The following is a 26,021-nucleotide window of genomic DNA, read 5'->3' on the forward strand; positions in this document are numbered from 1 at the left end:
CCCGAAGGGCGCTCAACCGGCGCTTTACCTTGACCCCAAGTCGGGCGCGACCTGGAGCGGGCGTGGGCGTGCACCGGGGTGGTTGGCAACAGTGAAGGACCGGTCGAAGTATCTGATAGGCTGAGTGGCAGTCGTGCTCGTGGAGCTCAAGTCTGCCGACGTACGATGCCTACTGATACACGATAGACATCCTGTGCGTCAGGCGTCTAACGGGCGAACGCAAATGGAGATGGGCGACATGACTTGAACCTGTATGCGGGTCCTCTGGGGAAGCGTCTGAAACCGCTTGCTTAGCGCCTTACCGCCAAACACGCGTGCCGTACCGTTGCCAGTTACTACGCGGTTGATGGAACCAAGCATTGCTTGCGTTTCGTCGCCGTAGAAAATCTCGATGGTTTCGCCGTCGGCGCCCAGCCCCGGCGAACCGTTCACCCCGGCGTTAAAAAAGCCACGGTTCCAATACGTTGGCTGCAGCGTGAAATCGAAGGTCGACAGAACCAACGCGTTACTGTTCTCCAACTTATCGTCACACGCCAACTGTCCGATGTCACTCTCTGATGTGTCGACCGTTGCGCCGTTGGCATTCCGGTCCGCTTCCCCGACTGAACTTCTGGAGAGGCTGTCTTTCCGATTTGGCCTGTTCCATTCCGGTTTGAGAGTCTCGATGATACTGTCTTCAAGGGCAGCGGCGAGATTCAGGTGAAACGGCCCATAGTGCATGAGCCCGTTGTCGGGTAGCGCGTAGATGTCGACCGCTGTGCCACCTGCGAGTAAATCGAGGATTCTTTGCTTGTTCCGGATGTTCGTCGTGCTGCTTGGCCCTGGCGACCTGTAGCCGCCCATCCGCTCCCTTAGTTTTTGGACCGATTTGCCGACATAGCGGACTTCTCCATCACAAACGAACGCGTACAGCACATTGCGCTCCTCGCCGTGCCGTACAGGCGCGAAGATGAGCTTTCCGTCCGCAACAAGCCAATGCCCCGCCAGCTGGAAGCCGATGTCGAGTAGTCTGTTCATTAGCTTGTCGCCACGTTGTTGACGGACTATGAGTGTACGGTTTTATCGCCATGCTCTAGGAGCAAAATTGTTGACGTCATGGGATAAGCCAACATTCAGCTCTGCTGCCCGGCATTGTGCAGGGCGCAAGCGCATTGTCAATCCATTTCGGGGCGCCGTCCGGTCTATGAAAGATGCTGGTTTGACCCGCATTGGAATGCGTAGGCTTCCAGTCATAAACTCTCCGCTCACCGAACGGGAGTCAGCTTTGGCACCAGGGAGGAGTCTCTGACTCGGGGCCAATTGCTCTCGTGCTGGCATTACAGACCGCGGTCTCCCTGCAACAGCAAAAAAGCAAAGTGAGCCCGAGCGATAGGCGCTCAGTTAAGATGCGGTATTTTCCAGCTTCATCAGGTTGGGGCCATGGAGGCCTCCGAAGTTTTTTTCCAAAAAAGTGAATCCCTCTAAAAGATTCAAGGCGCATAAACGGGGAAGCGGAATATAGCCGTTGAGGTGTTAAGTGAACGAATACGATAACGAAGCAAACATGCCTGTTCCCGAGATGAACTTGTTTTCAGGCAGCGTTCCAATAAAAGATGCACTTAATCAGCTGCGACTTCGTCTGCTGGACCTGACCAGCAGAAATCGACTTCTCAACTTCAAGCCCACGGCCGGCAAATCGCTGCAGTTCGTCCAATGTAGTCCAGAGGTCGTCTACAACCGGCTAATTGATACTCCCAACGTGGCAGCGGTGACGTTCACTAGCGTTCCAGAGCCGGAGCGCGGTGCGTGGGTAATGAAAGCTGGGCGGCTCACTCGCCCGGATGCTCGAGATTATGCCGTCTCCGTGGGTATATCGACGAGTTACGAGTTGGCGCAAGGCAATACGAGGCTACCTGCGACCACTGCGTCAGGGGCACAAATGCGCGCACTCTTCTATGCAGAAGACCTGGCGTTGCATTGCCGCAAGATTGAGCGCGAAGCCAAACTAGCTATCGAGGAAACCGGCGCCAACATGCTTTATCTCGTTCTGGGTTTCCTTGAATACCCTGAAGCCGAAAACAGCGACAAGTTATTTCGTGCGCCACTGTTGAGCTTGCCGGTTCGGTTAGAGCGCGTGACTAAAGGCAATTACGACGTCTACACCGTCGCATATACAGGTGAGGAACTTACAGAAAACATCTCACTTCGGGAAAAGGTCAAACGTGATTTCGGCCTATCTCTGCCTGCATTCAACGAAGAATCGCTTTCTCTTTCCAGCTACCTTGAAGCGGTCGAAGAGGCTATTGAGCATTTGCCTCGCTGGAGCGTAAGGCGGATGGCGACGCTGACGTTGCTTTCGTTCGCCACAATGCTGCTTGTCCGTGAACTGAGCCCAGAAAACTGGCCTACGGACGAAGGAGAGTCCTCGCTGCTTACGCATCCTGTAGTGAAGCGGGTGTTCGAAGGCGGACGCGACACCGATGCGGACGGCGATGACGCCCAATATGCGACTGATTATGCGGTCGACGACCATAAGCTGGCCAACCTGCCGCTTATCTACGACTGCGACTCGTCTCAGCACTCTGCGCTGATTGATGCTATTGAAGGGAAGCACGGCGTTATCGAGGGGCCGCCAGGCACCGGCAAATCGCAGACCATTACAAACCTGATTGCGACGGCGTTGTTTATGGGCAAGCGCGTGCTTTTTATGTCCGAAAAGCTGGCGGCGCTTCAGGTTGTAAAGACGCGTCTTCAGCAAGCCGGCCTAGAAGCGTTTGTCCTTGAACTCCACAGCAACAAGACAAACAAAAAACGCGTTCTCGAAGACCTCGAAACGCGCATCAATTTCAGGCCGCGGCTTCCCGACGGCCTCGAAGCTCTCGTCAAGACGGTCGAGACGAAACGCTCTGAGCTCAAGACCTACGCGGACATGCTCAATGGTGTCCACGGCAATGTCCAAGGGCTGACCGTCTATCAGGTGATGTGGCGCGCGGAGCGCTATCGGCAGAAATGTGAAGCATCCGCGAAAGTGGCAGAAGACCTGCTCTATTACAGTGCACCCGCGACGGGGCAGAGTGAATTTCAGGTGCTCGCCGACCTCCTGAATTATGTGGCAAAGCAGTTCGTAGAGGTTGACAGACGCAAACCGGACCATCCTTGGTCGGGCTTCTGTCCGGAGGTCCTGCAACCGGGCGACGAAGTGCGACTCGAGCGATTGCTCACAAGGCACATTCAGGATTGTGAGACTTTCGCCCAGGCATTGTCCGACGCGTCGATGTTCCTCGGCGCAGAAACTCCGGCCAGCAAGTCTGGTAGCAATGCTGCAGCGTTGCTGTCGAGCCTGGTCGCCATTGCACCGGGCTCCCCTGATGACGTCGCCTATGGCGCGCTGCCTCGAATCTTCACGGAGCATGACCCCTACGGCGAAACGGCCGAGCATACACTAAATCGGATTCGCACGCGCCTTGCCGAGATGGCTTCGCAATCGCAGGCAGGCGCTGGCAACTGGACAGCTACTACGCCGCCGAGTGACGAAGACATAGAGACGTTGCACGAGCACATTAAACTTCTCGATTTCTGGGAAGTAGGCCAGACGAGGCTTCGCGAGTTCCTCACCACCCCGGCGCTCATCCGTGCACGCATCGCTCAGGCAGAGCACGGACTGAAAGAACTCGCCGCGCTATTTCACATCGCGAAGATAGAGGTGCCTTTCTCAAAGGAAGGATTCGCCAAGCTATCCGCCATGCTCACGGTAGCCGAATCTGCGACCGACTCCCGGTTCCGTTTCAGACATCCTTCGCTGCTGGAACCCAACGCAGCCGCAACATTGCGAGCGGCTGCCGTCACCTTCGCTGAGCTTGAGTCGGCGCGTGCGACACTCGATGCGAAGCTGTATCTTGATACAGTTTCTGATGATGCCACCCTGAAACAGGCTATCGATACGCTTCGAGAGGGGCCGACCTGGTATCGGTGGACACAGAGACTCTGGCGAAAGAGTCTCGCCGTGCATGAGCGCCTTTGCAGAGTCAAAAAGCAGAAGCTCACCAGCGCGATACGGCTCGCCGAACTTGAGGCGCTGCGCAAGTACCAGAACCACCAGGTCGCCTGGTCAACCAACGTGGTTGTCACGCGACTGGCGGGACAATTCTATCTGGCCGCCAACACGCCGTTCGAAGAGCTGGCGCTGACATCCGAATGGCTGATTGACGCGCAGCGAACCCTCAAGATTGCCGATGTTGAGCCACAGCTGTTCGACCCCCTTACTATCGACGTCTCCCAGATTGCGGCGCTTCGGGTCGTCAAGGACAAGGCTGGTAAGGCTCTCATGGACATCGCAAGCCTCGACGAATTGATTAGCACGGTGCTGCCACCTACGTCGCTGTCATTGATGCAGTTCCAGCAATCCTCGTTTGCCGCCGAACGACTTACCTTCGCCTCAGTTATCGCAGCTGACATGGAGAAGGTCGGTACGTTTTTTGGAGGGAAGCTTTCTCCCGATATCGCGATGGAAAACGCGGTAGCCTCGGTCCGGGCCGCTCACAAGCTGGAAGGTCTGCGTCAGGCGCTTTCTCACGATGAGCACGCGCGCGACCTTTTGGCTGAGCATCTACATGGCGCTCACACCGACCTCGAGCCGCTCTTTGGCGCGCTTACCTATGGTCGCCTCGTCAAGCTGGCGCGCCTTCCTGAGAGCGTCGAGTCCGTGCTGCTTGCAGCCGCAAGCGCGGAGAACCACGTCCGGCTGTCCGGTCTGGTTCGCGCAATTCAAGCAGGCTGGACTGCGCTGGAAATTTTTTCCGAGCAAATGGCCGCCCTTGGCGCTTTCAATCTGGTCGAGTGGGCGGGCGGGGAGCCGGTTGCCCCCCTGCAGTACGTGACGGAACTCTCGGCGCGAGCGACGCGCGCTCTGGAAGCGTTCGACGAGCTGCTACCATGGGTCCAATACTTCCAACTGCGTGCAGACGTAGAAGCGAAAGAGCTGACTCCGTTCGTCGAGCTCATGGAGGCTTCTCAAATCCCGCCTGCACATCTTACGCAAGTCTTCGGATACCGGTTCTACTCCTCTATCGCCCACGCGCTGTTTCGTGAGTATCTCGAACTCAGTCGCTTCAGTGGTACTCGCCATTCGACGGTTCGCAAGGAATTTGGAGACTTGGACCGGGAGCTTATCCGCTTGCGAGGACAACAGGTCGCAGCACGCTGCCGGACACATTCGGCTCCGCCAGCGGGTAACGCAGGTGCGCGGGTCGATGACAAAACCGAGATGGAATTGCTGCGCTACTTGATACCACAAAGCCGCCCTCGAGTGCCGGTTCGAAAGATGCTTCAGAAGGCCGGCCGCGCCATTCAGGCGTTAAAGCCCTGTTTTATGATGGGACCGCAGGCCGTCGCGCAGTTTCTAAAACCTGGCACTATCAGTTTTGACCTCATCGTGATGGACGAGGCCTCCCAGTTGAAACCGGAGGAAGCAATTGGAGCTATTGCGCGTGGCACGCAACTCATTGTTGTTGGAGACCCAAAGCAATTGCCACCGACCACGTTTTTTTCCCGTATGGGACAAACGCCTGACGACGATAGTTCGGCGCAGATTGCTGCTGTCGATGCAGAGTCTATCCTAGACGTGATGATTGGTCACTTCCGGCCAGTTCGCACACTGAAATTCCACTACCGCTCGCGGCACGAGTCGCTCATCGCTTTCTCGAACGCGGAGTTCTATCGTGGAAATCTGGTGCTCTTTCCGTCGCCTTATCCCAATGGCAAAGCGCTGGGTTTGCATTATCACTACGTGGCCGATGGTATCTATGAAAACCAGATGAACTCAGTGGAGGCCGCACGCGTCGTAGATGCTGTCGTTGACCATATCCTGACTCGCCCCGACGATTCACTTGGGGTTGTGACGCTGAACGTGAAGCAACGCGACCTCATAGATGAACTGCTCACAGAACGTATTCGCCCAATGGTCAAGGCCGACGAGTACAAGAAGGAATGGGCGGCGCGAGGCATGGAACTCTTCGTTAAAAACCTGGAAAACGTACAGGGCGATGAACGGGACCGTATCATCATCTCGACCACGTTTGGCAAACCGAGAAACACGTCCGTGGTCCGACAGAACTTCGGTCCGATTAGTCGGGAAGGTGGCTGGCGTCGATTGAACGTTCTGTTCACGCGCGCTCGGAAGTCAGTTGCTGTGTTTAGCTCAATGCAGCCTGAAGACATCGTGTCCGACGAAAAGACACCCTTAGGAACGAAGGCGCTTCGGAACTACCTTGCCTATGCCCGCAACGGAGTTTTGACGACCGAAGTCGAGACGGGCCTCGAGCCGGATAGCGATTTCGAGGTTGCGGTCATCGATGTGCTCAAGAGCAAGGGATATGAGGTTACGCCGCAACTCGGCGTCGCGGGATTCCGCATTGATATCGCAGTCCGGCATCCGGATTATCCCTCGACATACCTCGCGGCAGTGGAGTGTGACGGTGCGAGCTATCACACGGGCGTCTCGGTGCGTGACCGTGACCGCATTCGCCAGGAGATTCTGGAAAGCCTTGGTTGGCGCGGGAAAATCTATCGCATCTGGAGCACCTCTTGGTTCCGGTCGCCGCGCGCTGAAGCCGAGAAGCTACTCGCGTTTCTTGAATCGCTGCGCCATATTGAGGTGCCTGTCGAGTTTCGGCAGTCAGTGGAAGAGCCTCCTCGCGTCGCTGCTGCATCGCAGTTGAATCCCCAAAAGGTCGATGAGATGCAGGTTCCGAGTATCACCATTCTCGATGACGTCGACGACGCCGAAGAGTTGGAAATTGAAGTGGGAGACCTCGTGACGTACAGTCCGGCCGAAAAGCCGAACGAGGCGCTGACGATTCGTATCACGGCACACAAGACGGATATTGCCCAAGGCTTTGTCGCCCAACATACCCCGCTCGCGCAAACGCTTATCGGCGCGACCGCAGGTGAAACAGTCGTGCTTCGCGTTCCTGCAATGCCGACGCAGGCCCTCATCATCCATCAGGTCAAACGCGACCGAATCGACGCCGCGGTATAAGGTGGCGAAAGGATCGAACTTTCGTTGTTGGGACTTGGGAATCGTTATCGTTTCTCGTACCAGTGCTAGTCGGCCGTCTCGTCGCGGCGCCCATGAGCGGACGACATGGCATAGTTCGAGCAATACAACGGGAGAGAAGAAAGATGGCAACTCTGGAATCTATGCAGGCAAAAATCAAAAAACTGGAACAACAAGCCGATGCGCTAATCGCGAAACAGTCATCGGGCGTCGTCGAAAAGATTCGGAAACTGATGACAGAACACGGCCTGACGGCTGCGGACATTGATGGGCATGCTGGCGGCAAGGGACGCGCAAAGAAAGCCGCGGCAACGTCGGCTACACCTGTTGCCAGATACCGTGACCCAAAGAGCGGTGCGACGTGGTCCGGGCACGGACGTGCTCCGCAGTGGATTACGAATGCAAAGAATCGCGACAAGTTTTTGGTTGATGCCAGCACTGCGACCGGGAAGCCGGCTTCAGCCACGAAGGCAAAAACGGCTGGCAGCTATCTCCGAGGGCCGCAGCCGGCGATGTATCGTGACCCAAAGTCGGGAGCAACGTGGTCTGGTCGCGGCCGCGCACCCGCATGGATTGCTGAGGCCAAAAAACGGGATAGGTTTTGGATTTCAGGTACCGCTGAAGCGAATGTTGCGACGACGGCGGGTCCTTCGAGCAAGGCAAAGACTGCGGCCAAAAAGGCACCGAAGACTGTGGGTGCAAGTCCTCGCAAGCGTCAGCCGAAAGGTCGGCAGGCTGCAAAATATGTTGACCCCAAGTCGGGTGCGACATGAAGCGGCCGTGGACGCGCTCCGGCGTGGCTGGCTGGTGCCAAGGACCGTAGGAAGTTCTTGATTGGTTGAGCGACACTAAAGCGAGCGCGGCTTGCTCTCATTCGCAGCGATTACGGATGAGCCGCCGCCACTTGCGATTGCGGCAGCTGGTCACGACCGATGCATTATTCCTATAAAGCCGGAAAACATGGACGCCTGGCTTAGTCCGAACGCGTCGGACCTAGAGGCAATGTACGCGATACTTGATGACAGGGACCGTCAATACTACGAGCATCGACTTGCGGCATAACGATTGGCCAGGCGAACGTCGGTGAGGGCAGGGACGGTGCGCACATCGCTGGTCGTGGCGTTGGCGGCAGCGTCATCGTGATTGTCGCGGACTGACTTACTGACGCACCCCGACGAACCAAGGCGCCTGCTCTCTCTCATGCACTTTGCATTTCAGCGCCAGGTCACGGAACGCCTCACTTACGCTAGACTGGCTTGAGCAACCGGAAGGAGACTTGGATGATGCGCAAGATGCTCAACGCTTCGCAGCTACAGCAGGAGGTCAACCGGCGAATCCATCGACTGCAGGAAATCGTCGAGGATGGCGTGAAGATTCGTGTGCCGCGGCCGCAGTTGCAAGAGATTGACAAGACAGGCTGCAACTGGAACATGACCCACTTCGGCAATGCGGTCGGCTTCGAGCGCGACATCGAGGGCGTACTCAAGGCCGTGCGTGCGGAATACAACCTCAATACCGAAGTGAAAGACACCGAGAACCCGTTTGGGGACTAGCCGTAAAAGAAGACCTCCACGACACCGCTGTCGTGGAGGTATGGCCTCAACACTTGTCGTTCAGTCCAGCCCGCCTTGGCAAAGATATTTGATTGATAGGTAGTCGTCCAGACCATACCTTGAGCCTTCACGCCCGTAGCCTGATTCCTTCACCCCGCCAAAGGGTGCGGCTTCGCTCGCGAGCGCACCCTCGTTGATGCCAACGATGCCAGCCTCAAGCTGACGGCCAACGCGGTTGATGCGCCTGACGTCCTGACTGTAGAAGTAACTCGCAAGACCAAACGGTGTGTCGTTGGCTGCCTGCACGGCTTCGGCTTCGTCCGTAAAGCGGAAAAGCGGTACTACCGGGCCGAACGTTTCTTCGCAGCACAACTCCATGTCCGCGGTCGCGTCGGCCAGTACAGTAGGCGCGAAGTAGTGCGGGCCAAGCTCAGACAGACGATTGCCCCCCGTTAACACTCGTGCACCGTGTCTCACGGCGTCGTCGACATGACGGGCAATCTTCTCCAGCGCGCGCACGTTAATCATTGGGCCAATCTGGGCAGCAGGGTCAGTGGCGGGAGCAACCTTGAGCTCAGCTACGCGTTCACTCAGCAAAGTGGCGAAGCGTTCGTAGACGCCATCTTGCACATACACGCGATTCGGACAGACACATGTCTGGCCGCCATTTCGAAACTTCGCGGCGAGAAGCCCAGCTACAGCCGCGTCGAGGTCGGCGTCGTCGAAGACGATGAACGGCGCGTTACCACCCAGTTCGAGCGAGAGCTTCTTGAGAGTCGATGCCGACTCGCGCGCGAGATATTTCCCAACGGGCGTCGACCCGGTGAAAGTAATCTTGCGTACGCGACTGTCTTCGAGCCAATCGGCGACAGTTGCCACTGCGTGGTCACGCGAAGCACTGGTTACGTTCAACACTCCCGCCGGCACGCCTGCCTCGTGGGCAAGTAGCGCGAGCGCCAACGCGGTCAACGGGGTGTCTTCAGCAGGCTTCGCCACGACGGTGCACCCAGCTGCGAGCGCGGGCGCAATCTTTCGGGCAATCATGGCAAGCGGGAAATTCCAGGGCGTAATGGCTGCAACGATGCCGACAGGCTCCTTCACTGCTGTCATGCGTTTTCCGCGTTGCTGCTGCGGGATGATGTCACCGTAGATACGCGTCGCTTCGTCGGCAAACCAGGCGACATAAGAGGCGCCGTAGGCAACTTCACCGCGGCCTTCGGCGAGAGGTTTTCCCTGTTCCAGCGAGATGAGTTCGCCGAGCGAATTCGCGTTCTCCAGAATCAACGTATGCCACCGACGCAGCACGGCGGCGCGCTCCTTGGGCAACGTGTCGCGCCACATAGGAAACGCTTGAGCTGCAGCGTTTGTTGCCGCGCGCGCATCCGCCGGGCCACTGTTCGCGACATTTGTAACGACCTCGCCTGTGGCAGGGTTAGTTACCGCAAACTGTGCACCATCTGTCGCCGGAACCCATAGGCCACCGATAAAATTATTCTCGCGAATGAGCTCGCCTTTTGAAAGGCTGATGGTCATTGTATCTACTCCTTGTTAGTTAGGCCGATGCGTGCCGCGATTGCGTTGCCCACTTCGGCGGTGTTCGCATTGCCGGCGAGGTCACTCGTTCGCGGTCCTTCTTTTAGCACGGGTTCAGTTGCCGCGACGATGGCATGCGCCGCATCTTGGATGCGGGCTGACTGGCATGGAATTGCGACCGTTGATGATATATGATACAACACGAAACCCAGTTTCTTCGCCCTTTCCGAAAGGCCGCAGGTCACCGTCGGTCAGGCGGTGGGATGGGCGACGAAAACGTTATTTAAAGGGCCCTAGCGTTGCGTCGGCATTACCTGCAGCCGCTAAAAGCCGAACCCTTTCGCTGTCTTCGCCCTATAGCAGCGAGACTATCAACGAGGGCCAAAGAGATGGTCGACATGCTGCAAGATAAACTCCAACACCAAAACCTGAACGACCGCACCTATGCACTCTTGAAGGGTGGCTTGATATCAGGCAGTTTCCACCCCGGTCAGGTGTTCATTATTCGTTCGCTAGCTGAGCGCTATGGGATTTCGACGACGCCAGTGCGCGAAGCGCTCCAGCGTCTCGTCGCTGAACGTCTGCTGGTAATGCTGCCGAACCGCTCCATTGTCGTTCCAACCCTTTCGCCAGCAGCTTTCGGCGAGATTTATCGAATCCGATACGAGCTTGAGGGCCTGGCAGCGCAGACGGCCACGCATTTCTTCAAGGCTTCGGATATCGCACGCCTCAAAAAAACGCTCCTCGCCATGGACGGGGCTATCGAGCGCGGCGACAGGACGGCATATCGTGAGCTCAACGAGAAATTTCACTTCGCAATCTATGAGAAGGCCAACTCCCCGCGTCTGCTTGAGATGATTCAAGGCTTGTGGGGCCAGGTCGGGCCGGTCTTCTACGGTCTGCTTGAGGACCCCGACTACGGCGGTGAGCACGCCAATGTTCACCACCACGAACTGGTCAAAGCAATCGAATCGGGTGACGCTGACGTCGTGAGAGAGAAGCTTGTAGAAGACCTGGTCGCCGCGGAAGATGCGCTGATGCCCCGGTTGCAGACGCTTGTTGCTGAGGGCGTCGAGGCGCGCCTGCCTTTTCAAGGCGAAAATGAACTGGAGGCACCCGCCCGGAAGCGTGTTGTGGCGTCAGCCAGACAGCCGGTACAGCCTGTTGCGCCTCGTAGGGTGGCGCGCAAGTAAATACGCGCGCTTACGGCTCAGCAATAGGTGAGTAAGGGGTAGCATCAGGCTACCCCTTTTTTGTTTTACTGCCGCGCACTCTCTTCCCGAAGCGCGTCTTCCATTGCGCTCAGGAAATGCTCTGCGTTTTGACGCGAAAACGGCAGAGGCGGCCGAATCTTGAGTACATGTCCTTCGGGGCCGGACGCGCCAATCAGAATGAAGCGCTTGCGCAGGCCGTTCACAAGCCGGATGGCAAAATCCGGGGCGGGCTCGTGGCTTTCCTGGTCCTTGACCAGGTCAACTCCGATGAAGAAACCGGCTCCGCGCACCTGACCGATAGACGTGTACTGACGCGCCAGTTCCGCAAGACCTTGCTTCATGTAACTGCCCACGGATTTGGCGTTCTGCATCAACTGCTCGTTTTCCATGACTTCCAGCACGGCAAGACCTGCGGCACAACACACAGGGTTGCCGCCAAACGTGTTGAAGTAGCGTGCGCGAAGCGCAAAATCCTGTAGCACTTCAGGTTTCGCAATCAGGCCTGCGATAGGCAGCCCGTTGCCCATTGGCTTACCCATGATGACCAGGTCCGGCACGACGCCGTGCCGCTGGAAACCCCACATTGCATCACCTGTACGACCGAATCCCGGCTGCACTTCGTCCGCGATGAAGACTCCGCCCGCTCGACGGATTGCCTCAACCGCCGGAGCGAGAAAGCCTGCGGGGTCGGCGTACACGCCGTCGCTGGAAAAAATTGTGTCGACGATAAGCGCGGCGACTTTCACCCCATGCCGCTTCAGGTCGTCGATGGCGGCCTGCACGTTCCTTGCGAAGGTCTCGCCGACATCTGCGCCTTCGCCGCGCAGAGAGTCCGGCGCGGGAACGGTGCGCACATGTTGCCCCAGCGGTACGTGCTCGCCCAGAGACGGGGAGATTTCCGAAACGGCGGAGGTAATGCCGTGATAAGCCGTCTCCGTCACGATGATGCCTGTGCCGCCCGTAAAATTGCGCGCGACGCGTAGCGCAAGGTCCGAGGTTTCGCTTCCGGTGCACGTGAACATCACATTGGACAGTTCCGGCGGGAATGTGCCAATCAGCTTTTCCGCGTATGTCAGAATCAGTTCATGGAGGTAGCGCGTGTGCGTGTTGAGCGTGGCGACCTGCTTTGTAATTGCTTCGACTACGTGCGGATGGCAATGCCCCACTGACGGCACGTTGTTATAGACGTCCAGATATTGATTTCCCTGCGCATCGAACATGTAGACACCTTCTGCGCGAACCAGGTGGACAGGTTCCTCGTAGAAGAGCTTGTACGAAGGGCCGAGGACCTTTTGTCTACGGGCGAGAAGCGCGCGCAGACCCGCATCCAGATTTTCAGCATTCGCAGGGTTAAAAGCGTTGACCATCAATGGCTTAACCATAACTCACTACTCCATGTTGCAAGCGACTCGAAGCCTACGCTGCGCTACGTCGCGTTTTAGGGTTGAGAGGTGTGCCAGTCCCTGCCAGGCGCTGGCGTTGTTCTTGAGGATGTAAGCGCTGTTTTGCGGATAGCGTTCGGCGCGCCAGCCGGTAATCGCCACGGTGACCACGAAGCGGGCGGCAATCAGGTAATAGAGCAGGTCTACCTCGTCGCGCTCAAGCGGCAACACAGCGTGATACGCGGACACAAACTCTGCTACCGCGTCCCAAGGGTCGTCTGTGGTGTTCATGTGATACGACGCTCCGACCGCTACGTCGACGGCGAGCGGGCTGAGAACCATGTCGCCAAAATCGAGAATGCCCGCTAGCCGGTCATTGTCGATTGGGTCGACCAGCACGTTGTAGAAGTTCAGGTCGTTATGAATGACCTGCGCGCGGAGTTTGGACAGTACCGGCTTCGCATTGGTCTCAAACGCAGTCAGAAAATCCTCCGCAAGCTGCCGTCGGCCGATGTCCGGAATATGTGCAATCAAAGGGCGTATACCGATCGCGTGCTGGATGTCCCAGGCGAGTTCATGACCAGCAGCGGGATGAGAAAAGTCCCTTAGCGCCAAGTCCAGCTTTGCCAGATGCGTTCCGAGCTCTCGCCGGTGCGCCGTCGTCCGCTGCACCGTATTGAGCGGCACACCGGGAAGATATGACAGAAGTCGTACGGCCCGGAGCCGGCCTTGCTCAAAAGGCAGCCGAAGATGCGGCTGCCCGTTCAACGCACGAAAAACGCGTTGCACGGGAATGCGCGGGTCGACCTGCGCGATGTGTAGCAGGGCCGACACCTGGAAGTCGTTTATAGCAGGGTCTTCCGCGTGGTTGCTAATCCGGAGCGCGTATTCCCCTCCGTCGCCCGCGACGATTCTGAAGTTCTGGTCGCGCTCGCTCGTCAGGCGTGATGCAGCACCGTCAATTCCGAAATGGCGTGACGCCAGTTCCTCCGCCTCAGCAAGCGAAATCTCTTCAGCAGCAACGCTCAGGATGCTGCTCTCGAGCTTGTCGGTCTGAGCTTCCGCATTGGTTTGTACATCGACCATGATATCTCCGGACACAATAAAGTGCGGGTTTAAATCGCCGAGACATGATATATCATGCAACACGTCGATGCGTGATTTTTTCGAGCGCTTACGATGTGCGGAACGGGGATATGGCAAGCTAATCGCCAGAAAGTCCTTGCCTGTGGCGGATTTGACGATGAGTCGAAGACTTTCCTCGTCCCGGACCATCGTGTTTGGCGAGGAGGAAATTCGTCAAAAAAGACGACGATTTTTTATTTTTTTCCCGGCAAATGCGATATATCATATCTCGAATGACTACCGTGGGTTGGTGGCTCGGGTGAGCGGCGAAGGTGTGGTCTCCGCCAGGTTCCTCCGCTGGCATGGTGCATGTCGCGCCGCGACGAATTGTGTGAACTGGCGGCCTCCCGTCAAAAGGACATTCGATGAAAGGTCTTACCATCAACTGTGACATGGGCGAGGCGTTTGGCATCTACCAGCTGGGTGACGACGCCGCGTTAATGCCTTACGTCACGCATGCGAACGTCGCATGTGGTTTTCATGCTTCTGACCCAAACGTCATGTGGCGGACGGTCCGCGCTGCGAAGCAGCATAACGTCAAGGTCGGCTCGCACCCAGGCCTGCCGGACCGGGAGGGGTTCGGGCGTCGGGAAATGAAGTTCTCGCGCAATGAGACGGCTGCGCTGGTTCTGTACCAGACCGGAGCGCTGAGAGCATTTCTGGATGCAGAGCAAATGACGCTTTCGCATATCAAGCCCCACGGCGCATTGATGGGCATGGCCATGAAGTACAACGCCGTGGCGGAAGGCATTGCTGACGCTGCGTTGGCACTCGGGCTCCCCGTTATCGCGTGCACGGACAGTGAAATGACGCGCGTGTTCGACCAGCGTGGCGTCGAGTACTCGTGCGAGTTCTATGCAGACCTCGAATACGACGACGAAGGTCGTCAAATCATCACAATGATTCACGAGGCGGTTGCGCCAGAAGACGCAGTTGCCAAGGTCATGCAAGCGCTGCGCGAGAAGACCGCCACGTCCATCAATGGTGTATCTGTGCCGGTAGCTATCGATTCGATATGTGTTCATAGCGACACTCCCGGTGCTTTGCCTCTCGCGAAGGCGGTTTATGAAGCGGTCGCGGACCGCCTCTAAACCGATACGGAATCGCGAACATGCAAGCCGTGAGCACATCGACAATCGTTACGGGAGCGAAAGCGCGCGTGTTAGTACTGCGGGCCCTCTCCATTGGCGCGCGTGCAATCGGCTCGTCGCTCGGCCCGCATGGCCGAGGCCTTCTGTATGACGGAGGTTCGGGCGGTCCGCAACACAGTTCATCGGGGCTTGATATTGCACGTCGTGTGACGGAAGAGTCAGGTGCCGGCACAGTTGCGCTCCGTATCCTGAGGGATGCTCTTTGGGATGTTCAGCGCGACCTCGAAGACGGAACCGCGCGTACCGCATGTATCGCAGTCGCCATCTACGCAGAGGCGGCAAAACACGTTGCACATGGGACCGCGCCAGCTCTGCTTTGCAAGGAAATCCACGGGCTGCAGAGTGAGATGCCCGCTCTCGTCGAAACGCAGCGATGCGAGGCGGCTGACGGTTTCGACGTAGCACGTAGCGCTTGCGCTGACGAAGACATCGCGCGCACCCTCAGTGACGCCTACTCCGCATCGTCGGAGAAGGGCGCCATCGATATCCAGCAAGGAACTGGTTCCGACATCCAGCTTGAACGCTATTCCGGCTACTGTCTCGATGTCGTACCCGAAGCCACGGGCCTTTCAACAGAAGAACAAGGCCTGCGTGTTGAGATGGACTCGGTGCATGTGCTGGTCGTCAACGAAATACTGACTGACTTTGGCCCGCTCGCCCGAGTTCTCGAGCAGTTTGCATTGCACTCGAAATCTCTGGTCATCGTCGCACGAGGTTTCGAGGGTGCGGCGCGCAGCACGCTGACGGCTAACCGAGCCGCGCTTCGGATGCATGTCCTCGGATTGATTCCGGCCGAGGTAGGTGAACAGGCCATGCATCTGCTCGACGACCTTTGCGCGGCCACTGGCGCCACCGTTATTAGCGAAGAGACTGGGACGTCGATGGCAAATGTCCGTCCATCAATGTTGGGTCGCACCTCGCGGCTGATTCTGGAGCGCGGTCGCGCCATATTTTCGGAGCCCAACGGCGACGCGAATGCAATTCATGCGCGACGCGCATTGTTGTCCGCTCAGGCTGGGTCCCAGCGGTATCTGGCGTTGGACCGGGAAAGACTTCAAAGACGTGCTGCACGACTCGCGGGCAACTGGGCCGTTCTGCGAATAGGCGGTCGTACGCACTGGGAGGCGGAGGAACGGGTCGGAAGCGCTCGCGCTGCGCTCGCGGCGCTGGCTGCTTCGAGAGCTTCCGGTGTTGTCGAGGGGGGCGGTCAGGCACTTCTCTCAGTGGCCGCATCACTCATAGAGTTGAAGGCGGACAGCGCTGGTGACGTACGCCGTGCGGCACTCGACTGCATTGCCGCTGGCTGCCGTGCAGTGGCCGCACAACTGGCCAGTAATGCTGGCGGCGGCGTTGTGGACTCAGAATTCAAGTATCGGACGGTTGACCCTCTGTCGACCACCCTTGCCATCCTGCAGCATGCGATTTCGGTTGCTGCAACCATGCTGACTGTCGAGGTCTTGATATGTTAAGAGTGAGCAGCGAAGTAGGCGGGTACGCTCAGACTCTGGTTTCTTCTGTGGGTATGTCAACCGACGTGAAACAAGATTCCCGCGAGGCACCCGACCGTGCCAAAGGACAAGACGATTACATCCTGCGGGCGGTCGACCTGGTGCACCAGTATGGTTCGGTAACTGCACTTGACCACGTATCGCTCGACGTCAGGCGCGGCGAATTTCTGACGATTCTCGGGGAGAGTGGCTCAGGAAAGACAACGATGTTGCGTGTGATATCGGGCCTCGAGAAGGTGTCGCACGCAGCGCAACTGACGCTTGACTGCGTTGATGTCCGAGACGTGCCGGCTGCGAAGCGAAATTGTACGACTGTGTTCCAGAGCTATGCGCTCTTTCCGCACATGTCGGTAGAGGAAAACGTCTGCTATGGCTTGAAATTGCGCGGCGTAGGCAAGGATGAAGCCAAGCGTCAGGCGAACGACGCACTGTCTATGGTTCGTCTGGCTGGAAAGGGCACCCGGCGCATCGGCCAGCTTTCAGGTGGCGAGCGCCAGCGTGTCGCGCTGGCTAGAGCCATTGTGACGCGACCGGCCGTCCTGCTTCTTGACGAACCTCTGGGCGCATTGGACGAAAAGCTGCGATACGACATGCAGGCCGAACTGGTCGACATACATCGCGCGCTCGGCATGACCTTCATCTACATTACCCACAGCCAGGAAGAAGCATTGACGATGAGCGACCGCATCATTCTGATGCGCCGTGGGCGCATCGAACAGTGCGGTACGCCGGAAGACCTTTTCGACCGGCCGTCAAGCCGTTTTGCGGCGGAATTCATGGGTTTCGACAACGTGCTTCCGTGCTCTGTCCAGACCATCATCGAGGGTGGTGAGGCGACTGTCGACTTCAATGGAACGACTCTTCGTGGCGTATGCGCCTCCGGTTCACATCTGCGGCAGGGCGATGCAGCACTATTTGCAGTTCGGGCCGAACGGTTGACGCCCAGTAAGAGAACGGGGGCAGTCAGTGCCAGCAACGTCATCGCATGCGCGCCGGCCGAACACGTTTATCGCGGCAAGTACACAGACCAGACGGCACTGACCCCTGACTCTACGCGGCTGAAGATTCGTAGCTGGGACCAAAGCGCAACACCAGGCGAATTCGATGCAGTGACCTGCCGCGTGCAGGACTGCGTGATTCTTCCTCATTAACTTATCCGGTAGTCAAAAGAGAGGATTGACCATGAAAGACCGCCATTCCACCACGTCGCAACTGGACCTGACCCGGCGCGACATGTTGAAGGGCCTTGCCGCTACCGGAGCGTTAGCAATTACCGGTACGTTGGGCCTGAGCCGCGTCGCTGCAGCAGCCGATTCGCAAGCGGTGAGTGCGTACGGGGTGACGACCGCGCAACTCAAGGACTGGTCGGTGCTGCAAAAGTCCACGGGACTCAAGATGCAGTACGTCGGTTCCAACAACGATGTTGGCGTTTTCATGCGCGACATCCTCGCCTCCCAGATGGGTAACAAGGTAGATATTTTCATCTTCGAAGGTGGCACACAGAACATCCTCGGGCCGCAGGGTGCATATCTCGTCATCGATGAGAAGAATCCGAACCTCAAGCTTTGGCAGCGCACGCCTGATGTATGGAAACGCTCGGCGGTTGTCGTTGGCAAGGATGGCAAGCAGTATGGGGTACCCGTTATCGGCAACGCTGACAGCTTCGGCTACTTCCCAGACAAGCTCGGAGTGAAGGCTGACGGCACAGCGGACCTTTCTTGGAAAACCGTCTTCGAAGACGACCGTACACGTGGTCGTGTCGGTTACGACAACACCTGGAATTACTCGATTGGCGTCGCAGCGCTTTATCTCAAGTCCACTGGGAAGGCGAAAATTGGGGACCCTGCCGACCTGACTCCCGCGGAAGCCAAAACAGTCGTGGACTTCCTCGTTGCACGAAAAAAGGCGGGGCAGTTCCGTACGCTGGTCAGCTCGTTCGAGCAGCAGATTCAGTTGCTTTCGAATCACGAGGTTGATGTGCTGAATTGTTGGGAGCCGGCCGTGCGCGAGGCGAACCTGAAGCTCGGCGATGGCAAGACACGATACGCATACACCATGGAGGGATATTACAAATGGGGGCACGGTGCGTATATTGCCGCGCAAGCAAAGGACCGCGGCAATCTCGACACCGTCTACAAAATGCTGAATTACTTCCTCGACGGGGAGTACCGCGCCTTGCAGGCTCGTGACCGCGGCTATGCGGGTCCTAACATGGACCTTGCTGTCGAATACGCGACCGCGCATAGCTGGTCGGCCGACCAGATTCAGAATCTCAAGGCCACTCAGGAAAAGGTGGATAGGAAGTTTGCCAAGCCGTTCGTCAGCACTACCACGCCTTCACACTCGGACTCGCTTGAAGAAGAGTGGCAGCGGTTTCTCAATGCGTAACCCATAGGGGAGCGAAGGACGACATCATGAGCAACCTGATTCAGAAGTTCTCGAGTCGCGCCCGCATGCGAACACCGCTTGAGCGCTCACCGTGGCTGCTTCGCAGCTTTCTATGCATATGGTTGTTCGTCGTAATCGCCCCCCTTGTGGTCCTCGTTGCTTACAGCTTTTTCGACAGCCGCAACTTCATGATGGTCTATGAGCCGTCGCTCAAGACGTGGGAAAGCATCTTCACATCGGGCCGCTTCGAGGTGACGGTGCGAACCCTGCGGATTGCATTGACCGTCACGCTCATCGAACTACTCCTCGCATTCCCCTCCGCGCTGTGGCTGGCGAAAGGCAACTGCACGAAGACGACCCGGGCAGTTGTTCTGGCTTTGCTGACCATTCCGTTCTTCCTTGACCAGTCATCCCGCATCATCGTATGGCGCGGGATTCTGGATGAGACCGGGATGATTAACCATGTCCTGACGATTCTGCATGTCATTCAATCTCCCATAAAGGGAATGCTGTACACGGAAGCGGCTGTTCATTTCGGCATGGTGGTGTCGTACTTCCCCATGATGATTTTGCCGATTTATTTGGCCATCAGCGTTATCGACGACACGATGATATCTGCGGCCGCAGACCTCGGGGCGACCCCAGCACGCATTGTCGTGGACGTCATCCTTCCACTTTCGCTTCCCGGTGTGCTTGCAGGCGTCATCTTTACCCTCGGGCCAGCGCTGGCATCGTGGGTCGAGCCGAATCTGCTTGGTGGAGGATTCGTCAACATGCTGAGCAATTCCGTTGATAGTGCATACGGTGCGCTGCGGTATCCGGTTGTTGCCGCGCTGTCGAGCTTTGTCGTTCTCATGATTGGCGTCATTTTCGCGGTGCTGATGTTCTTGACGCGCCGGTTTGCCGACCTGTCCATGTCATTCCGGAGCCTGCAAAGTTGAACCAGTCAGTCATTGATATGCCGGCATCGACGATGAACCGGCAAGCCCAAGGAAGTGCCTGGAGTTATTGGGCGGGGTGGCCGCGGGTCGCGAAGTTTATTGCGTTCGGCGCGCTGGCATTCATCTACTTCCCATTGCTGTGGCTTGCGCTGATGTCGGTTAGTGCGCAGCCACTATCAGGGCTTCCGCTCCCATTTTCAGGGGCGAACTACGTTGCGCTGTTCCAGTCCGGCGACTGGCTTGCTCCATTCGGTATCAGCCTGCTGATTGCGCTCCTGGTCGGTGTCGTCACAGCGGTGACGGCGACGCTCGTGGGCCGCGTGTTGCCGCATTCGAAACGCGCCGGCACGCTCGTTCTGCTGGCAGTGTTGCCGCTCTTCATTCCCGGCATGTCGATGGGTGCGGCCCAGTTCATCTTCCTTCGCCCGATGATGGGACTGACGCTGGGCTACTGGTCGATTTTTCTCGGGCATGTCGTCTGGGCGTTCCCGTTCTCGTTGCTGATTGTCCTCGTGCTGACGACACGCTTTGACAGTCGCCTCGTAGAGGCTGCTGCAGACCTCGGCGCGTCCGGTTGGCGCACGTTCTGGGATATCGAGATGCCGATACTGCGATCGGGCATTGTTGGCGCAGGCACTTTCGGGTTTCTGATTTCCTTCAATGAAGTCCAGCGCTCGATTTTCCTCCGCGGTACTGCAGAGACGATGCCCATCTGGAACTGGATGATGGCCTCGTCGCAGCAGTCGCAGGTCCCGGTGATTTTCTGTCTCGAGACGATTGTGCTGGCCGTTGTGCTGCCCTCGCTCGCCGCGCTGTTCTGGGTGCTCTTCGTCCGCATGGACAAGAACTGACACCGTTCAATTATCATTCGAGGCGACCATGCACCATCCAGAGCCGCGATTCAGTCCGGCGGGCGACTCATTTATTGAGGTCGAGCTCGGTAACGAAATGAGCTTTGACCTGAACGTCAAGGTTCAGGCTCTCGCACACTCCATCCGCGAAGCCGACATCGAGGGTGTCATCGAGTTGGTGCCTGAACTGGCATCACTGCTTGTTTCGTACGACCCCGACCGCATCTCCTATGACGATGTAGTGATGGAGATACAAAGCATTTTCGCCCAGCAGTCGGGAGTCGGAGTGACGGAGATGCCTAGCCGGCTTTTCTACGTCCCGCTCTACTACTTCGACCCGTGGACCGAAGAATGTATGGCGGATTACCGCAAAACCTACCCCGACAAGCTGCCGGACCCGGAATTGCTCTGTCAGGCGAATGGGCTGGCCGACCGGGCGGCTTTGCAACGCATGCACTCCAGTACGGAATACTGGGTGGCCGCGCTGGGTTTCTGGCCAGGGCTCTGCTCGCTCATGCCGCTCGACCCTCGCGCCAGGCTCGCAGCGCCCAAGTACAACCCGCCGCGCGGCTGGACACCGAAGGGAACAATTGGGGTGGGCGGCGGACTGACATGCGTGTATCCGGACCGCACGCCGGGTGGCTACCAGATATTCGCGCGCACGCCGATGCCAATCTGGGATAAGGACCAGCGGCTTGCGGCGTTTAAGGACAGTCTTGCCTTGTTCCGGCCCGGTGACCGAGTCCGCTTTACTCCAATCGGAAGGGAGGAGTACGACTTCATCGAGGCGAAAGTGAATGACGGAACGTATCACCATCCGACGATTGACTATCAGATTTTCTCGGTCGCCCGATATCGGGACTGGCTGCGCGACCTCGTAAAGGAGTAAGGCGATGCTCGAAGTAGTCAAGCATGGGCTCGAGACCACGGTACAGGAGTTGCCCGGCCGCATCGGGCACTGGGAACAGGGATTTCCCCCGTCCGGTCCCGCGGACGCATGGTCTTTTCGACTCGCCAATTTGCTGGTTGGAAATCACCGGGACACCGCCGCGCTGGAGTGGCAGTTCATTGGCCCGACGCTGCGTTTTCATCGTGACTGCGCCATCGCTTTGACTGGAGCGGACGTGGTCGCAAAGCTGGACGACGGAGTTGTCCCACTGTGGCAGACCATTCACGTGCGTGCCGGTCAGGTGCTCGCGTGCGCAGCGGCGAAGACCGGTGCAAGAGGTTACATCGCGGTTTCCGGAGGCATCGCAACCGCGAGTGTGCTTGGCTCACGGGCGACTTTCCATATGGCTGGCATCGGCGGCATCAGCGGTGGTTCGCTCAAAACCGGGGAGCAAGTGCCTCTCGGAGAAGCCAAGCCCGTGCGCAAGCTGTTGACCGTCGTCGACAGCGCGCGGCCGCCCATTGACCCGTTAGCATCGGCCGGGTTATCAGACTCGCGCATCGCGGCGATGCTCGGACCGAACAACACGTGGCTCGAAGACAATTCCGTCATGATGTTCTTCGATAGCGAATGGACGGTGAGTACAAACAGCAATCGAACGGGCCTGCGCCTGTCTGGTCCGCAATTTACCTTTTCGCCACAGGCGTATGCGAAGCCTGCTGAACACGGTAGCGAGCCCTCGAACATTCTGGACCATGGATACCCGGTTGGAGGTATCAGCATTGCAGGGCAGACGCCTATTGTCTTCATTAACGATTCACCGAGCGCGGGCGGTTTTTTCGTGCCTTTTACGGTTCCGCGCTTCGACCTGTGGCGTCTCGGACAGGCCAGGCCACACGCAAAATTGCGTTTTCGACGGGTCACCATGGCCCACGCGAATGAAGGACGGCGCCGACTGGACAAGCTTTGCAGCAGTCAATCGCTTGTCGAAGTGGACAGCGTCAAGGCCTAACAAGGAGAACACACATGGCAGATGTTGATGTCAAAAGCCCGATTCCGGGCACCTTCTATCGAAGCCCCGCTCCCGGCGAAGCACCGTTTGTCAGCGAAGGACAGGTCGTCACCGAGGAAACCGTGATTGGCAGCATCGAGCTGATGAAACAGTTCAATGAGGTGTATGCGGGCGTCGAGGGAACACTGACCTCGTTCGTTGCAGGCGACGGCGAAGCCGTAGATTCTGATGCTGTGCTTGCTATCATTTCCACGAGCTGAGGAACGATATGCAACAACGCATCAGGAAGGTGTTTGTCGCGAACCGGGGCGAGATTGCGGTGCGTATCATTCGTGCGGCGCGCGAGCTCGGCATGCAGACCGTTCTTGGCTGTAGCGCGGCCGATGTTGACAGTCTTGCTGCGCGTATGGCCGACGAAGTGATTACCGTTGGACCGGCCCCGGCAGCAAAGAGCTATCTCGACATCGCGGCGGTGGTGGCTGCGGCGAAAGGGGCCGGTGCCGATGCCGTACACCCCGGCTACGGCTTTCTGTCAGAAAACGCAGGATTCGCGCAGGCGGTCGTCGACGCTGGTCTGATTTTTGTTGGTCCGTCGCCACGAGCTATTACATTGATGGGTGACAAGGCGCAGGCACGAGCCTGTGCGATGAAAGCAGGCGTACCGACAGTTTCAGGCAGCGAGGGTGTGGTCGAAAATCTCGCCGCCGCACTTGTGACTGCTGACCAGGTCGGCTACCCGGTCATGCTTAAGGCTGCAGCTGGCGGGGGAGGACGAGGCATTCGAGTTGCAGCAGATGCGAAAGAGCTGGAGGCTCAATACGCCATCGCGACTCGTGAGGCCCATAGCGCATTCGGCTATGGCGGACTTTATCTCGAGCGATTCGTCGGATTGGCGCGTCACGTGGAAGTCCAGATTCTGGCGGACGGCGAGCGCGCGATACATCTTTTCGAGCGCGAGTGCTCGCTGCAGCGGCGTAGACAGAAGCTGGTCGAAGAAGCTCCGTCTCCGTCGCTGGACGGTGCTGTACGCCAAAAGATGTGTTTGTCTGCTGTTGCACTTGCGGAGTCTGTCGGCTATCGCGGTGTCGGCACCGTCGAGTATCTGTACGACCCGAAGACCTCGGAATTCTTTTTCATCGAGATGAACACCCGCGTTCAGGTGGAGCATCCAATTACAGAGATGGTTACGGGTATCGACATTGTGCGGGAGTCTCTGCGGCTTGCCACCGGAGAACCCTTGCAACACAACCAGGCGGAAATCGTGTTACGTGGTACCGCGATTGAATGTCGCATCAATGCGGAAGACCCACAAAAAAACTTCATGCCGGCGCCAGGTACAATCAGCGAATTGCGGTTACCGGCAGGACCAGGAGTACGTGTCGACACACATCTATACGAAGGCTACTCGGTCCCCCCATACTATGACTCCCTTCTTGCCAAGGTCGTCGTCTGGGACTGTGCCAGACCTGAAGCAATCGAACGCATGAAGCGTGCACTTGACGAATTCGACGTCGAAGGCCTGAAGACTACGAAGCCACTTCATCTTGCGTTGCTCGACGACGACGGCTTCCGTGCGGGCGACTATCACACCGGATATCTGGAAGCAAATCTCTCCAGAATCGTGAGCGGCATCACCGATTAAGGGCAGGAAATCGATTTCAGGGGCAGCGGCGTTGGGAATATTCGCCATTGCACTCAACGACTTCTTGGTCGCAGAGGACGCAAACGGGGGGGGGCATCGGGTGCGTTGGTCTCGAGAAATCCGGGACAAGTGCGCTGCTGCGGTCACTGGTGGTAGCGAGCAACGCTCGCGAGAAAGGATTGGGTCGCCAATTACTGGCTTACGCCGAGAACATTGCGCGGGCCGATGACATTTCTGAATTGTGGTTGCTGACGACGACCGCCGCCGAGTTCTTTCAACGGGCCGGCTATATCGTAGCGGACCGGAGCACTGCGCCAGCCGAAATCCGGGCAAGTACGCAGTTTGCAATGTTGTGTCCAGAATCGGGGATTTGCCTGAGGTCGACGGCTCTGGAGTGATTGCAGTGTTCCGTACTGAAGAGGCTGCTCAGTTCGCCGCCCTTGAGTGGGCTAGAGCATGGGTCGACCAGCACATGTAGAGGCTGGCTCCGGCAGCCTGCCTGCACGATACGGGTGGGCCGACGTGCCAGTACAATCCATTGCAACGCACTTGATGCGACGTGGCAGATTGCACAGGCTCAAGTCTTCAAGAGTTCTTCAACATGGTCACCGCGGTTATCACTCCGGACGTCTCGCCCGACGGTTCGGCGATTGCTTTCAGCGTTGCCGCTCACGGCCGTACGGTCGAATGCATTATCGCCAAAGACGCATTGGTGCAGGACTCCTGGCTGCCACCTGACACCGCAGAAGAGCGCCTTTTGCAAGCATTCGTGAATGGCCGGCAGCGCATCTTCGTAATCGCCGAGAGAAAGGCGCTCACGACGACACATGAGCCAGTCATCCTGGCTGCGGTCGATTTCGCGCGCAAGTAACAAGAAACCCGCCACCGGCTCCTTTGACAGGCAAGTTGCAGCCACTGATTCACAGTGGACGGCGGGCGCTTTATCACGGCACCAACCGGTGGAAGCGGAAATTTTGCAAAACGACCAGAGAACGGCGCTCTCTTCGCTTAAACACCTGTCAGAATCGACCTGACAACTGCCCGATGTCGCCGCATTAACTACGAGTCATCGGACGGCAGATGTTCGCTTGCATCCCGAGGTTCTGGTAGTAGCTCTGGCTGACCAATGGCTCAATGCGGACACGTCATACCTCGCGACGCGACTTGCCATTCTCGATGACCATGCAACGAACACATAATGGCCAGTTGAAGGATGAGCTTCTGGTTCTTCTTGCCTCAAGGTGCAACGACGAAAAATAGGGGGGCGTCTGCTCTACAGCCGGCCAGTCCTGCGACGAGGTACTCACCCGTGCCCGGAGGGTTTTTCATTGGCACTGCAGGGGGAGCTGTTCTCGTTAAACAGGCTCCAACCCAGTAAACTGTCCGCGCCGACTGAATTTTGAGCCACCGCGCCGATCGAGTTTTGAGCCGGGGTGGAGACCGGTCGGAAGCAGGACCGGTTGTGGATAAGTGTATGGGTTTCGAGAGTGCTTGTCCTCCTTCGTGTGGGGCCTCGTTGCGCGGCGGAAGCTGCGAAGGGCGTAGCCCGTAGCGGCTTCCGCTGCGCGGCAAGCGACGATCAGGCCGATTCGTTCGCGCTCGCACCGTCGGCTCTGCGCGCTGCTTCGCGCGAGCGGATACGCTTCTTTGCACTGGCGCTGCTATGGCGGAAACGGTAGCTTTCGTTGCCGGTTTCCACGATGTGGCAGTGATGCGTCAGCCGGTCCAGCAATGCCGTGGTCATCTTCGCGTCGCCGAACACACTGGACCATTCGGCAAAGTCCAGATTCGTTGTCACT

Annotated in this window: 21 protein-coding genes and 2 pseudogenes; 18 read left to right on the forward strand and 5 right to left on the reverse strand. The window is 57.8% G+C overall.

The annotated features are described in order from the left end of the window. Positions 1 to 118 (forward strand): annotated as a pseudogene (locus P0D89_RS40760) (H-NS family nucleoid-associated regulatory protein); the annotation flags it as partial. An 80-nt stretch (positions 119 to 198) separates the two neighbouring features. Here the strand turns inward: P0D89_RS40760 and P0D89_RS40765 are convergent. Then, the gene (locus P0D89_RS40765) at positions 199 to 1,017 is read right to left on the reverse strand and encodes a GIY-YIG nuclease family protein (protein ID WP_408378360.1); all 819 of its coding nucleotides are present in this window, start codon (positions 1,015 to 1,017) and stop codon (positions 199 to 201) included. Between the two features lie 499 nt (positions 1,018 to 1,516). On the opposite strand from P0D89_RS40765, the gene P0D89_RS40770 reads away from it, so the two are divergent. The 4 genes and pseudogenes from P0D89_RS40770 to P0D89_RS40785 all read left to right on the forward strand — a co-directional run bounded on the left by P0D89_RS40770 (position 1,517) and on the right by P0D89_RS40785 (position 8,586). Then, a complete protein-coding gene (locus tag P0D89_RS40770; protein WP_408378363.1) occupies positions 1,517 to 7,015 on the forward strand; it encodes a DUF4011 domain-containing protein in 5,499 nt (1,832 codons plus the stop codon). Between the two features lie 143 nt (positions 7,016 to 7,158). Further along, positions 7,159 to 7,806, forward strand: a complete 648-nt coding sequence (locus P0D89_RS40775; RefSeq protein ID WP_408355094.1) for an H-NS family nucleoid-associated regulatory protein — start codon at positions 7,159 to 7,161, stop codon at positions 7,804 to 7,806. Between the two features lie 82 nt (positions 7,807 to 7,888). Continuing rightward, positions 7,889 to 8,095 (forward strand): annotated as a pseudogene (locus P0D89_RS40780) (SOS response-associated peptidase family protein); the annotation flags it as partial. A 218-nt stretch (positions 8,096 to 8,313) separates the two neighbouring features. Then, positions 8,314 to 8,586, forward strand: coding sequence for a hypothetical protein (locus P0D89_RS40785; RefSeq protein WP_408355097.1), 273 nt, complete (start codon positions 8,314 to 8,316; stop codon positions 8,584 to 8,586). Between the two features lie 60 nt (positions 8,587 to 8,646). Here the strand turns inward: P0D89_RS40785 and P0D89_RS40790 are convergent, their stop codons facing one another. Further along, positions 8,647 to 10,119 (reverse strand): NAD-dependent succinate-semialdehyde dehydrogenase, encoded by a 1,473-nt coding sequence (locus tag P0D89_RS40790; RefSeq protein WP_408355100.1) that lies wholly within the window; start codon positions 10,117 to 10,119, stop codon positions 8,647 to 8,649. 389 nt (positions 10,120 to 10,508) lie between these two features. On the opposite strand from P0D89_RS40790, the gene P0D89_RS40795 reads away from it, so the two are divergent. Further along, positions 10,509 to 11,312, forward strand: coding sequence for a GntR family transcriptional regulator (locus P0D89_RS40795; protein ID WP_408355102.1), 804 nt, complete (start codon positions 10,509 to 10,511; stop codon positions 11,310 to 11,312). A 65-nt stretch (positions 11,313 to 11,377) separates the two neighbouring features. Here P0D89_RS40795 and P0D89_RS40800 read toward each other — a convergent pair whose 3' ends face one another. After that, the gene (locus P0D89_RS40800) at positions 11,378 to 12,715 is read right to left on the reverse strand and encodes an aspartate aminotransferase family protein (protein WP_408378366.1); all 1,338 of its coding nucleotides are present in this window, start codon (positions 12,713 to 12,715) and stop codon (positions 11,378 to 11,380) included. Between the two features lie 6 nt (positions 12,716 to 12,721). Further along, positions 12,722 to 13,801, reverse strand: a complete 1,080-nt coding sequence (locus P0D89_RS40805) for a phosphotransferase (protein ID WP_408378369.1) — start codon at positions 13,799 to 13,801, stop codon at positions 12,722 to 12,724. A gap of 404 nt (positions 13,802 to 14,205) precedes the next feature. Here P0D89_RS40805 and pxpA point away from each other — a divergent pair, with 404 nt between their 5' ends. From pxpA to P0D89_RS40865, 12 genes are all read left to right on the forward strand, one after another. Beyond that, positions 14,206 to 14,931 carry a 5-oxoprolinase subunit PxpA gene (pxpA, locus tag P0D89_RS40810; protein ID WP_408378372.1) on the forward strand — a complete coding sequence of 242 codons (726 nt, stop codon included), beginning with the start codon at positions 14,206 to 14,208 and terminating at the stop codon, positions 14,929 to 14,931. 20 nt (positions 14,932 to 14,951) lie between these two features. Continuing rightward, entirely contained in the window at positions 14,952 to 16,460 is a 1,509-nt protein-coding gene (locus P0D89_RS40815) for a hypothetical protein (protein WP_408378375.1), read from the forward strand. A gap of 53 nt (positions 16,461 to 16,513) precedes the next feature. After that, on the forward strand, positions 16,514 to 17,650 hold the full coding sequence (locus P0D89_RS40820) for an ABC transporter ATP-binding protein (RefSeq protein ID WP_408378378.1): 1,137 nt from the start codon (positions 16,514 to 16,516) through the stop codon (positions 17,648 to 17,650). A 31-nt stretch (positions 17,651 to 17,681) separates the two neighbouring features. Continuing rightward, positions 17,682 to 18,887, forward strand: coding sequence for an ABC transporter substrate-binding protein (locus P0D89_RS40825; protein WP_408355117.1), 1,206 nt, complete (start codon positions 17,682 to 17,684; stop codon positions 18,885 to 18,887). Positions 18,888 to 18,913: 26 nt separating this feature from the next. Further along, positions 18,914 to 19,828: an ABC transporter permease gene (locus P0D89_RS40830; RefSeq protein WP_408378381.1), complete on the forward strand. Its 915-nt coding sequence runs from the start codon at positions 18,914 to 18,916 to the stop codon at positions 19,826 to 19,828. Continuing rightward, on the forward strand, positions 19,825 to 20,679 hold the full coding sequence (locus P0D89_RS40835; protein WP_408378383.1) for an ABC transporter permease: 855 nt from the start codon (positions 19,825 to 19,827) through the stop codon (positions 20,677 to 20,679). Before P0D89_RS40830 ends, P0D89_RS40835 begins: the two co-directional genes overlap by 4 nt. 28 nt (positions 20,680 to 20,707) lie before the next feature. Further along, positions 20,708 to 21,568, forward strand: coding sequence for a 5-oxoprolinase subunit B family protein (locus tag P0D89_RS40840; RefSeq protein ID WP_408378386.1), 861 nt, complete (start codon positions 20,708 to 20,710; stop codon positions 21,566 to 21,568). 4 nt (positions 21,569 to 21,572) lie between these two features. Then, positions 21,573 to 22,580, forward strand: a complete 1,008-nt coding sequence (locus P0D89_RS40845) for a 5-oxoprolinase subunit C family protein (protein WP_408378389.1) — start codon at positions 21,573 to 21,575, stop codon at positions 22,578 to 22,580. 14 nt (positions 22,581 to 22,594) lie between these two features. Next, a complete protein-coding gene (locus tag P0D89_RS40850; protein ID WP_408355132.1) occupies positions 22,595 to 22,840 on the forward strand; it encodes an acetyl-CoA carboxylase in 246 nt (81 codons plus the stop codon). 8 nt (positions 22,841 to 22,848) lie between these two features. Further along, entirely contained in the window at positions 22,849 to 24,222 is a 1,374-nt protein-coding gene (locus P0D89_RS40855; RefSeq protein ID WP_408378391.1) for an acetyl-CoA carboxylase biotin carboxylase subunit, read from the forward strand. Positions 24,223 to 24,269: 47 nt separating this feature from the next. Then, positions 24,270 to 24,620 (forward strand): GNAT family N-acetyltransferase, encoded by a 351-nt coding sequence (locus tag P0D89_RS40860; protein ID WP_408378394.1) that lies wholly within the window; start codon positions 24,270 to 24,272, stop codon positions 24,618 to 24,620. 203 nt (positions 24,621 to 24,823) lie between these two features. Further along, a complete protein-coding gene (locus tag P0D89_RS40865) occupies positions 24,824 to 25,093 on the forward strand; it encodes a DUF1488 family protein (protein ID WP_408355141.1) in 270 nt (89 codons plus the stop codon). 708 nt (positions 25,094 to 25,801) lie between these two features. On the opposite strand, the gene P0D89_RS40870 is transcribed toward P0D89_RS40865, so the two are convergent. Next, on the reverse strand, positions 25,802 to 26,021 hold a 220-nt coding region (locus P0D89_RS40870; protein WP_408378397.1), incomplete at its 5' end, for an ATP-binding protein.

Origin of the sequence: Paraburkholderia sp. RL18-085-BIA-A (assembly GCF_046027075.1) — a bacterium.
In the GTDB taxonomy this organism is placed as follows: domain Bacteria; phylum Pseudomonadota; class Gammaproteobacteria; order Burkholderiales; family Burkholderiaceae; genus Paraburkholderia.

What these genes read in the sequence shown, in the direction of transcription:
- P0D89_RS40805 (WP_408378369.1), bottom strand. Translation starts at nt 13,801, where the DNA reads ATGGTCGATGTACAAACCAATGCGGAAGCTCAGACCGACAAGCTCGAG.
- P0D89_RS40795 (WP_408355102.1), top strand. Translation starts at nt 10,509, where the DNA reads ATGGTCGACATGCTGCAAGATAAACTCCAACACCAAAACCTGAACGAC.
- P0D89_RS40855 (WP_408378391.1), top strand. Translation starts at nt 22,849, where the DNA reads ATGCAACAACGCATCAGGAAGGTGTTTGTCGCGAACCGGGGCGAGATT.
- pxpA (WP_408378372.1), top strand. Translation starts at nt 14,206, where the DNA reads ATGAAAGGTCTTACCATCAACTGTGACATGGGCGAGGCGTTTGGCATC.
- P0D89_RS40775 (WP_408355094.1), top strand. Translation starts at nt 7,159, where the DNA reads ATGGCAACTCTGGAATCTATGCAGGCAAAAATCAAAAAACTGGAACAA.
- P0D89_RS40765 (WP_408378360.1), bottom strand. Translation starts at nt 1,017, where the DNA reads ATGAACAGACTACTCGACATCGGCTTCCAGCTGGCGGGGCATTGGCTT.
- P0D89_RS40790 (WP_408355100.1), bottom strand. Translation starts at nt 10,119, where the DNA reads ATGACCATCAGCCTTTCAAAAGGCGAGCTCATTCGCGAGAATAATTTT.
- P0D89_RS40800 (WP_408378366.1), bottom strand. Translation starts at nt 12,715, where the DNA reads ATGGTTAAGCCATTGATGGTCAACGCTTTTAACCCTGCGAATGCTGAA.
- P0D89_RS40865 (WP_408355141.1), top strand. Translation starts at nt 24,824, where the DNA reads ATGGTCACCGCGGTTATCACTCCGGACGTCTCGCCCGACGGTTCGGCG.
- P0D89_RS40825 (WP_408355117.1), top strand. Translation starts at nt 17,682, where the DNA reads ATGAAAGACCGCCATTCCACCACGTCGCAACTGGACCTGACCCGGCGC.
- P0D89_RS40845 (WP_408378389.1), top strand. Translation starts at nt 21,573, where the DNA reads ATGCTCGAAGTAGTCAAGCATGGGCTCGAGACCACGGTACAGGAGTTG.
- P0D89_RS40815 (WP_408378375.1), top strand. Translation starts at nt 14,952, where the DNA reads ATGCAAGCCGTGAGCACATCGACAATCGTTACGGGAGCGAAAGCGCGC.
- P0D89_RS40850 (WP_408355132.1), top strand. Translation starts at nt 22,595, where the DNA reads ATGGCAGATGTTGATGTCAAAAGCCCGATTCCGGGCACCTTCTATCGA.
- P0D89_RS40830 (WP_408378381.1), top strand. Translation starts at nt 18,914, where the DNA reads ATGAGCAACCTGATTCAGAAGTTCTCGAGTCGCGCCCGCATGCGAACA.
- P0D89_RS40840 (WP_408378386.1), top strand. Translation starts at nt 20,708, where the DNA reads ATGCACCATCCAGAGCCGCGATTCAGTCCGGCGGGCGACTCATTTATT.
- P0D89_RS40785 (WP_408355097.1), top strand. Translation starts at nt 8,314, where the DNA reads ATGATGCGCAAGATGCTCAACGCTTCGCAGCTACAGCAGGAGGTCAAC.
- P0D89_RS40820 (WP_408378378.1), top strand. Translation starts at nt 16,514, where the DNA reads ATGTCAACCGACGTGAAACAAGATTCCCGCGAGGCACCCGACCGTGCC.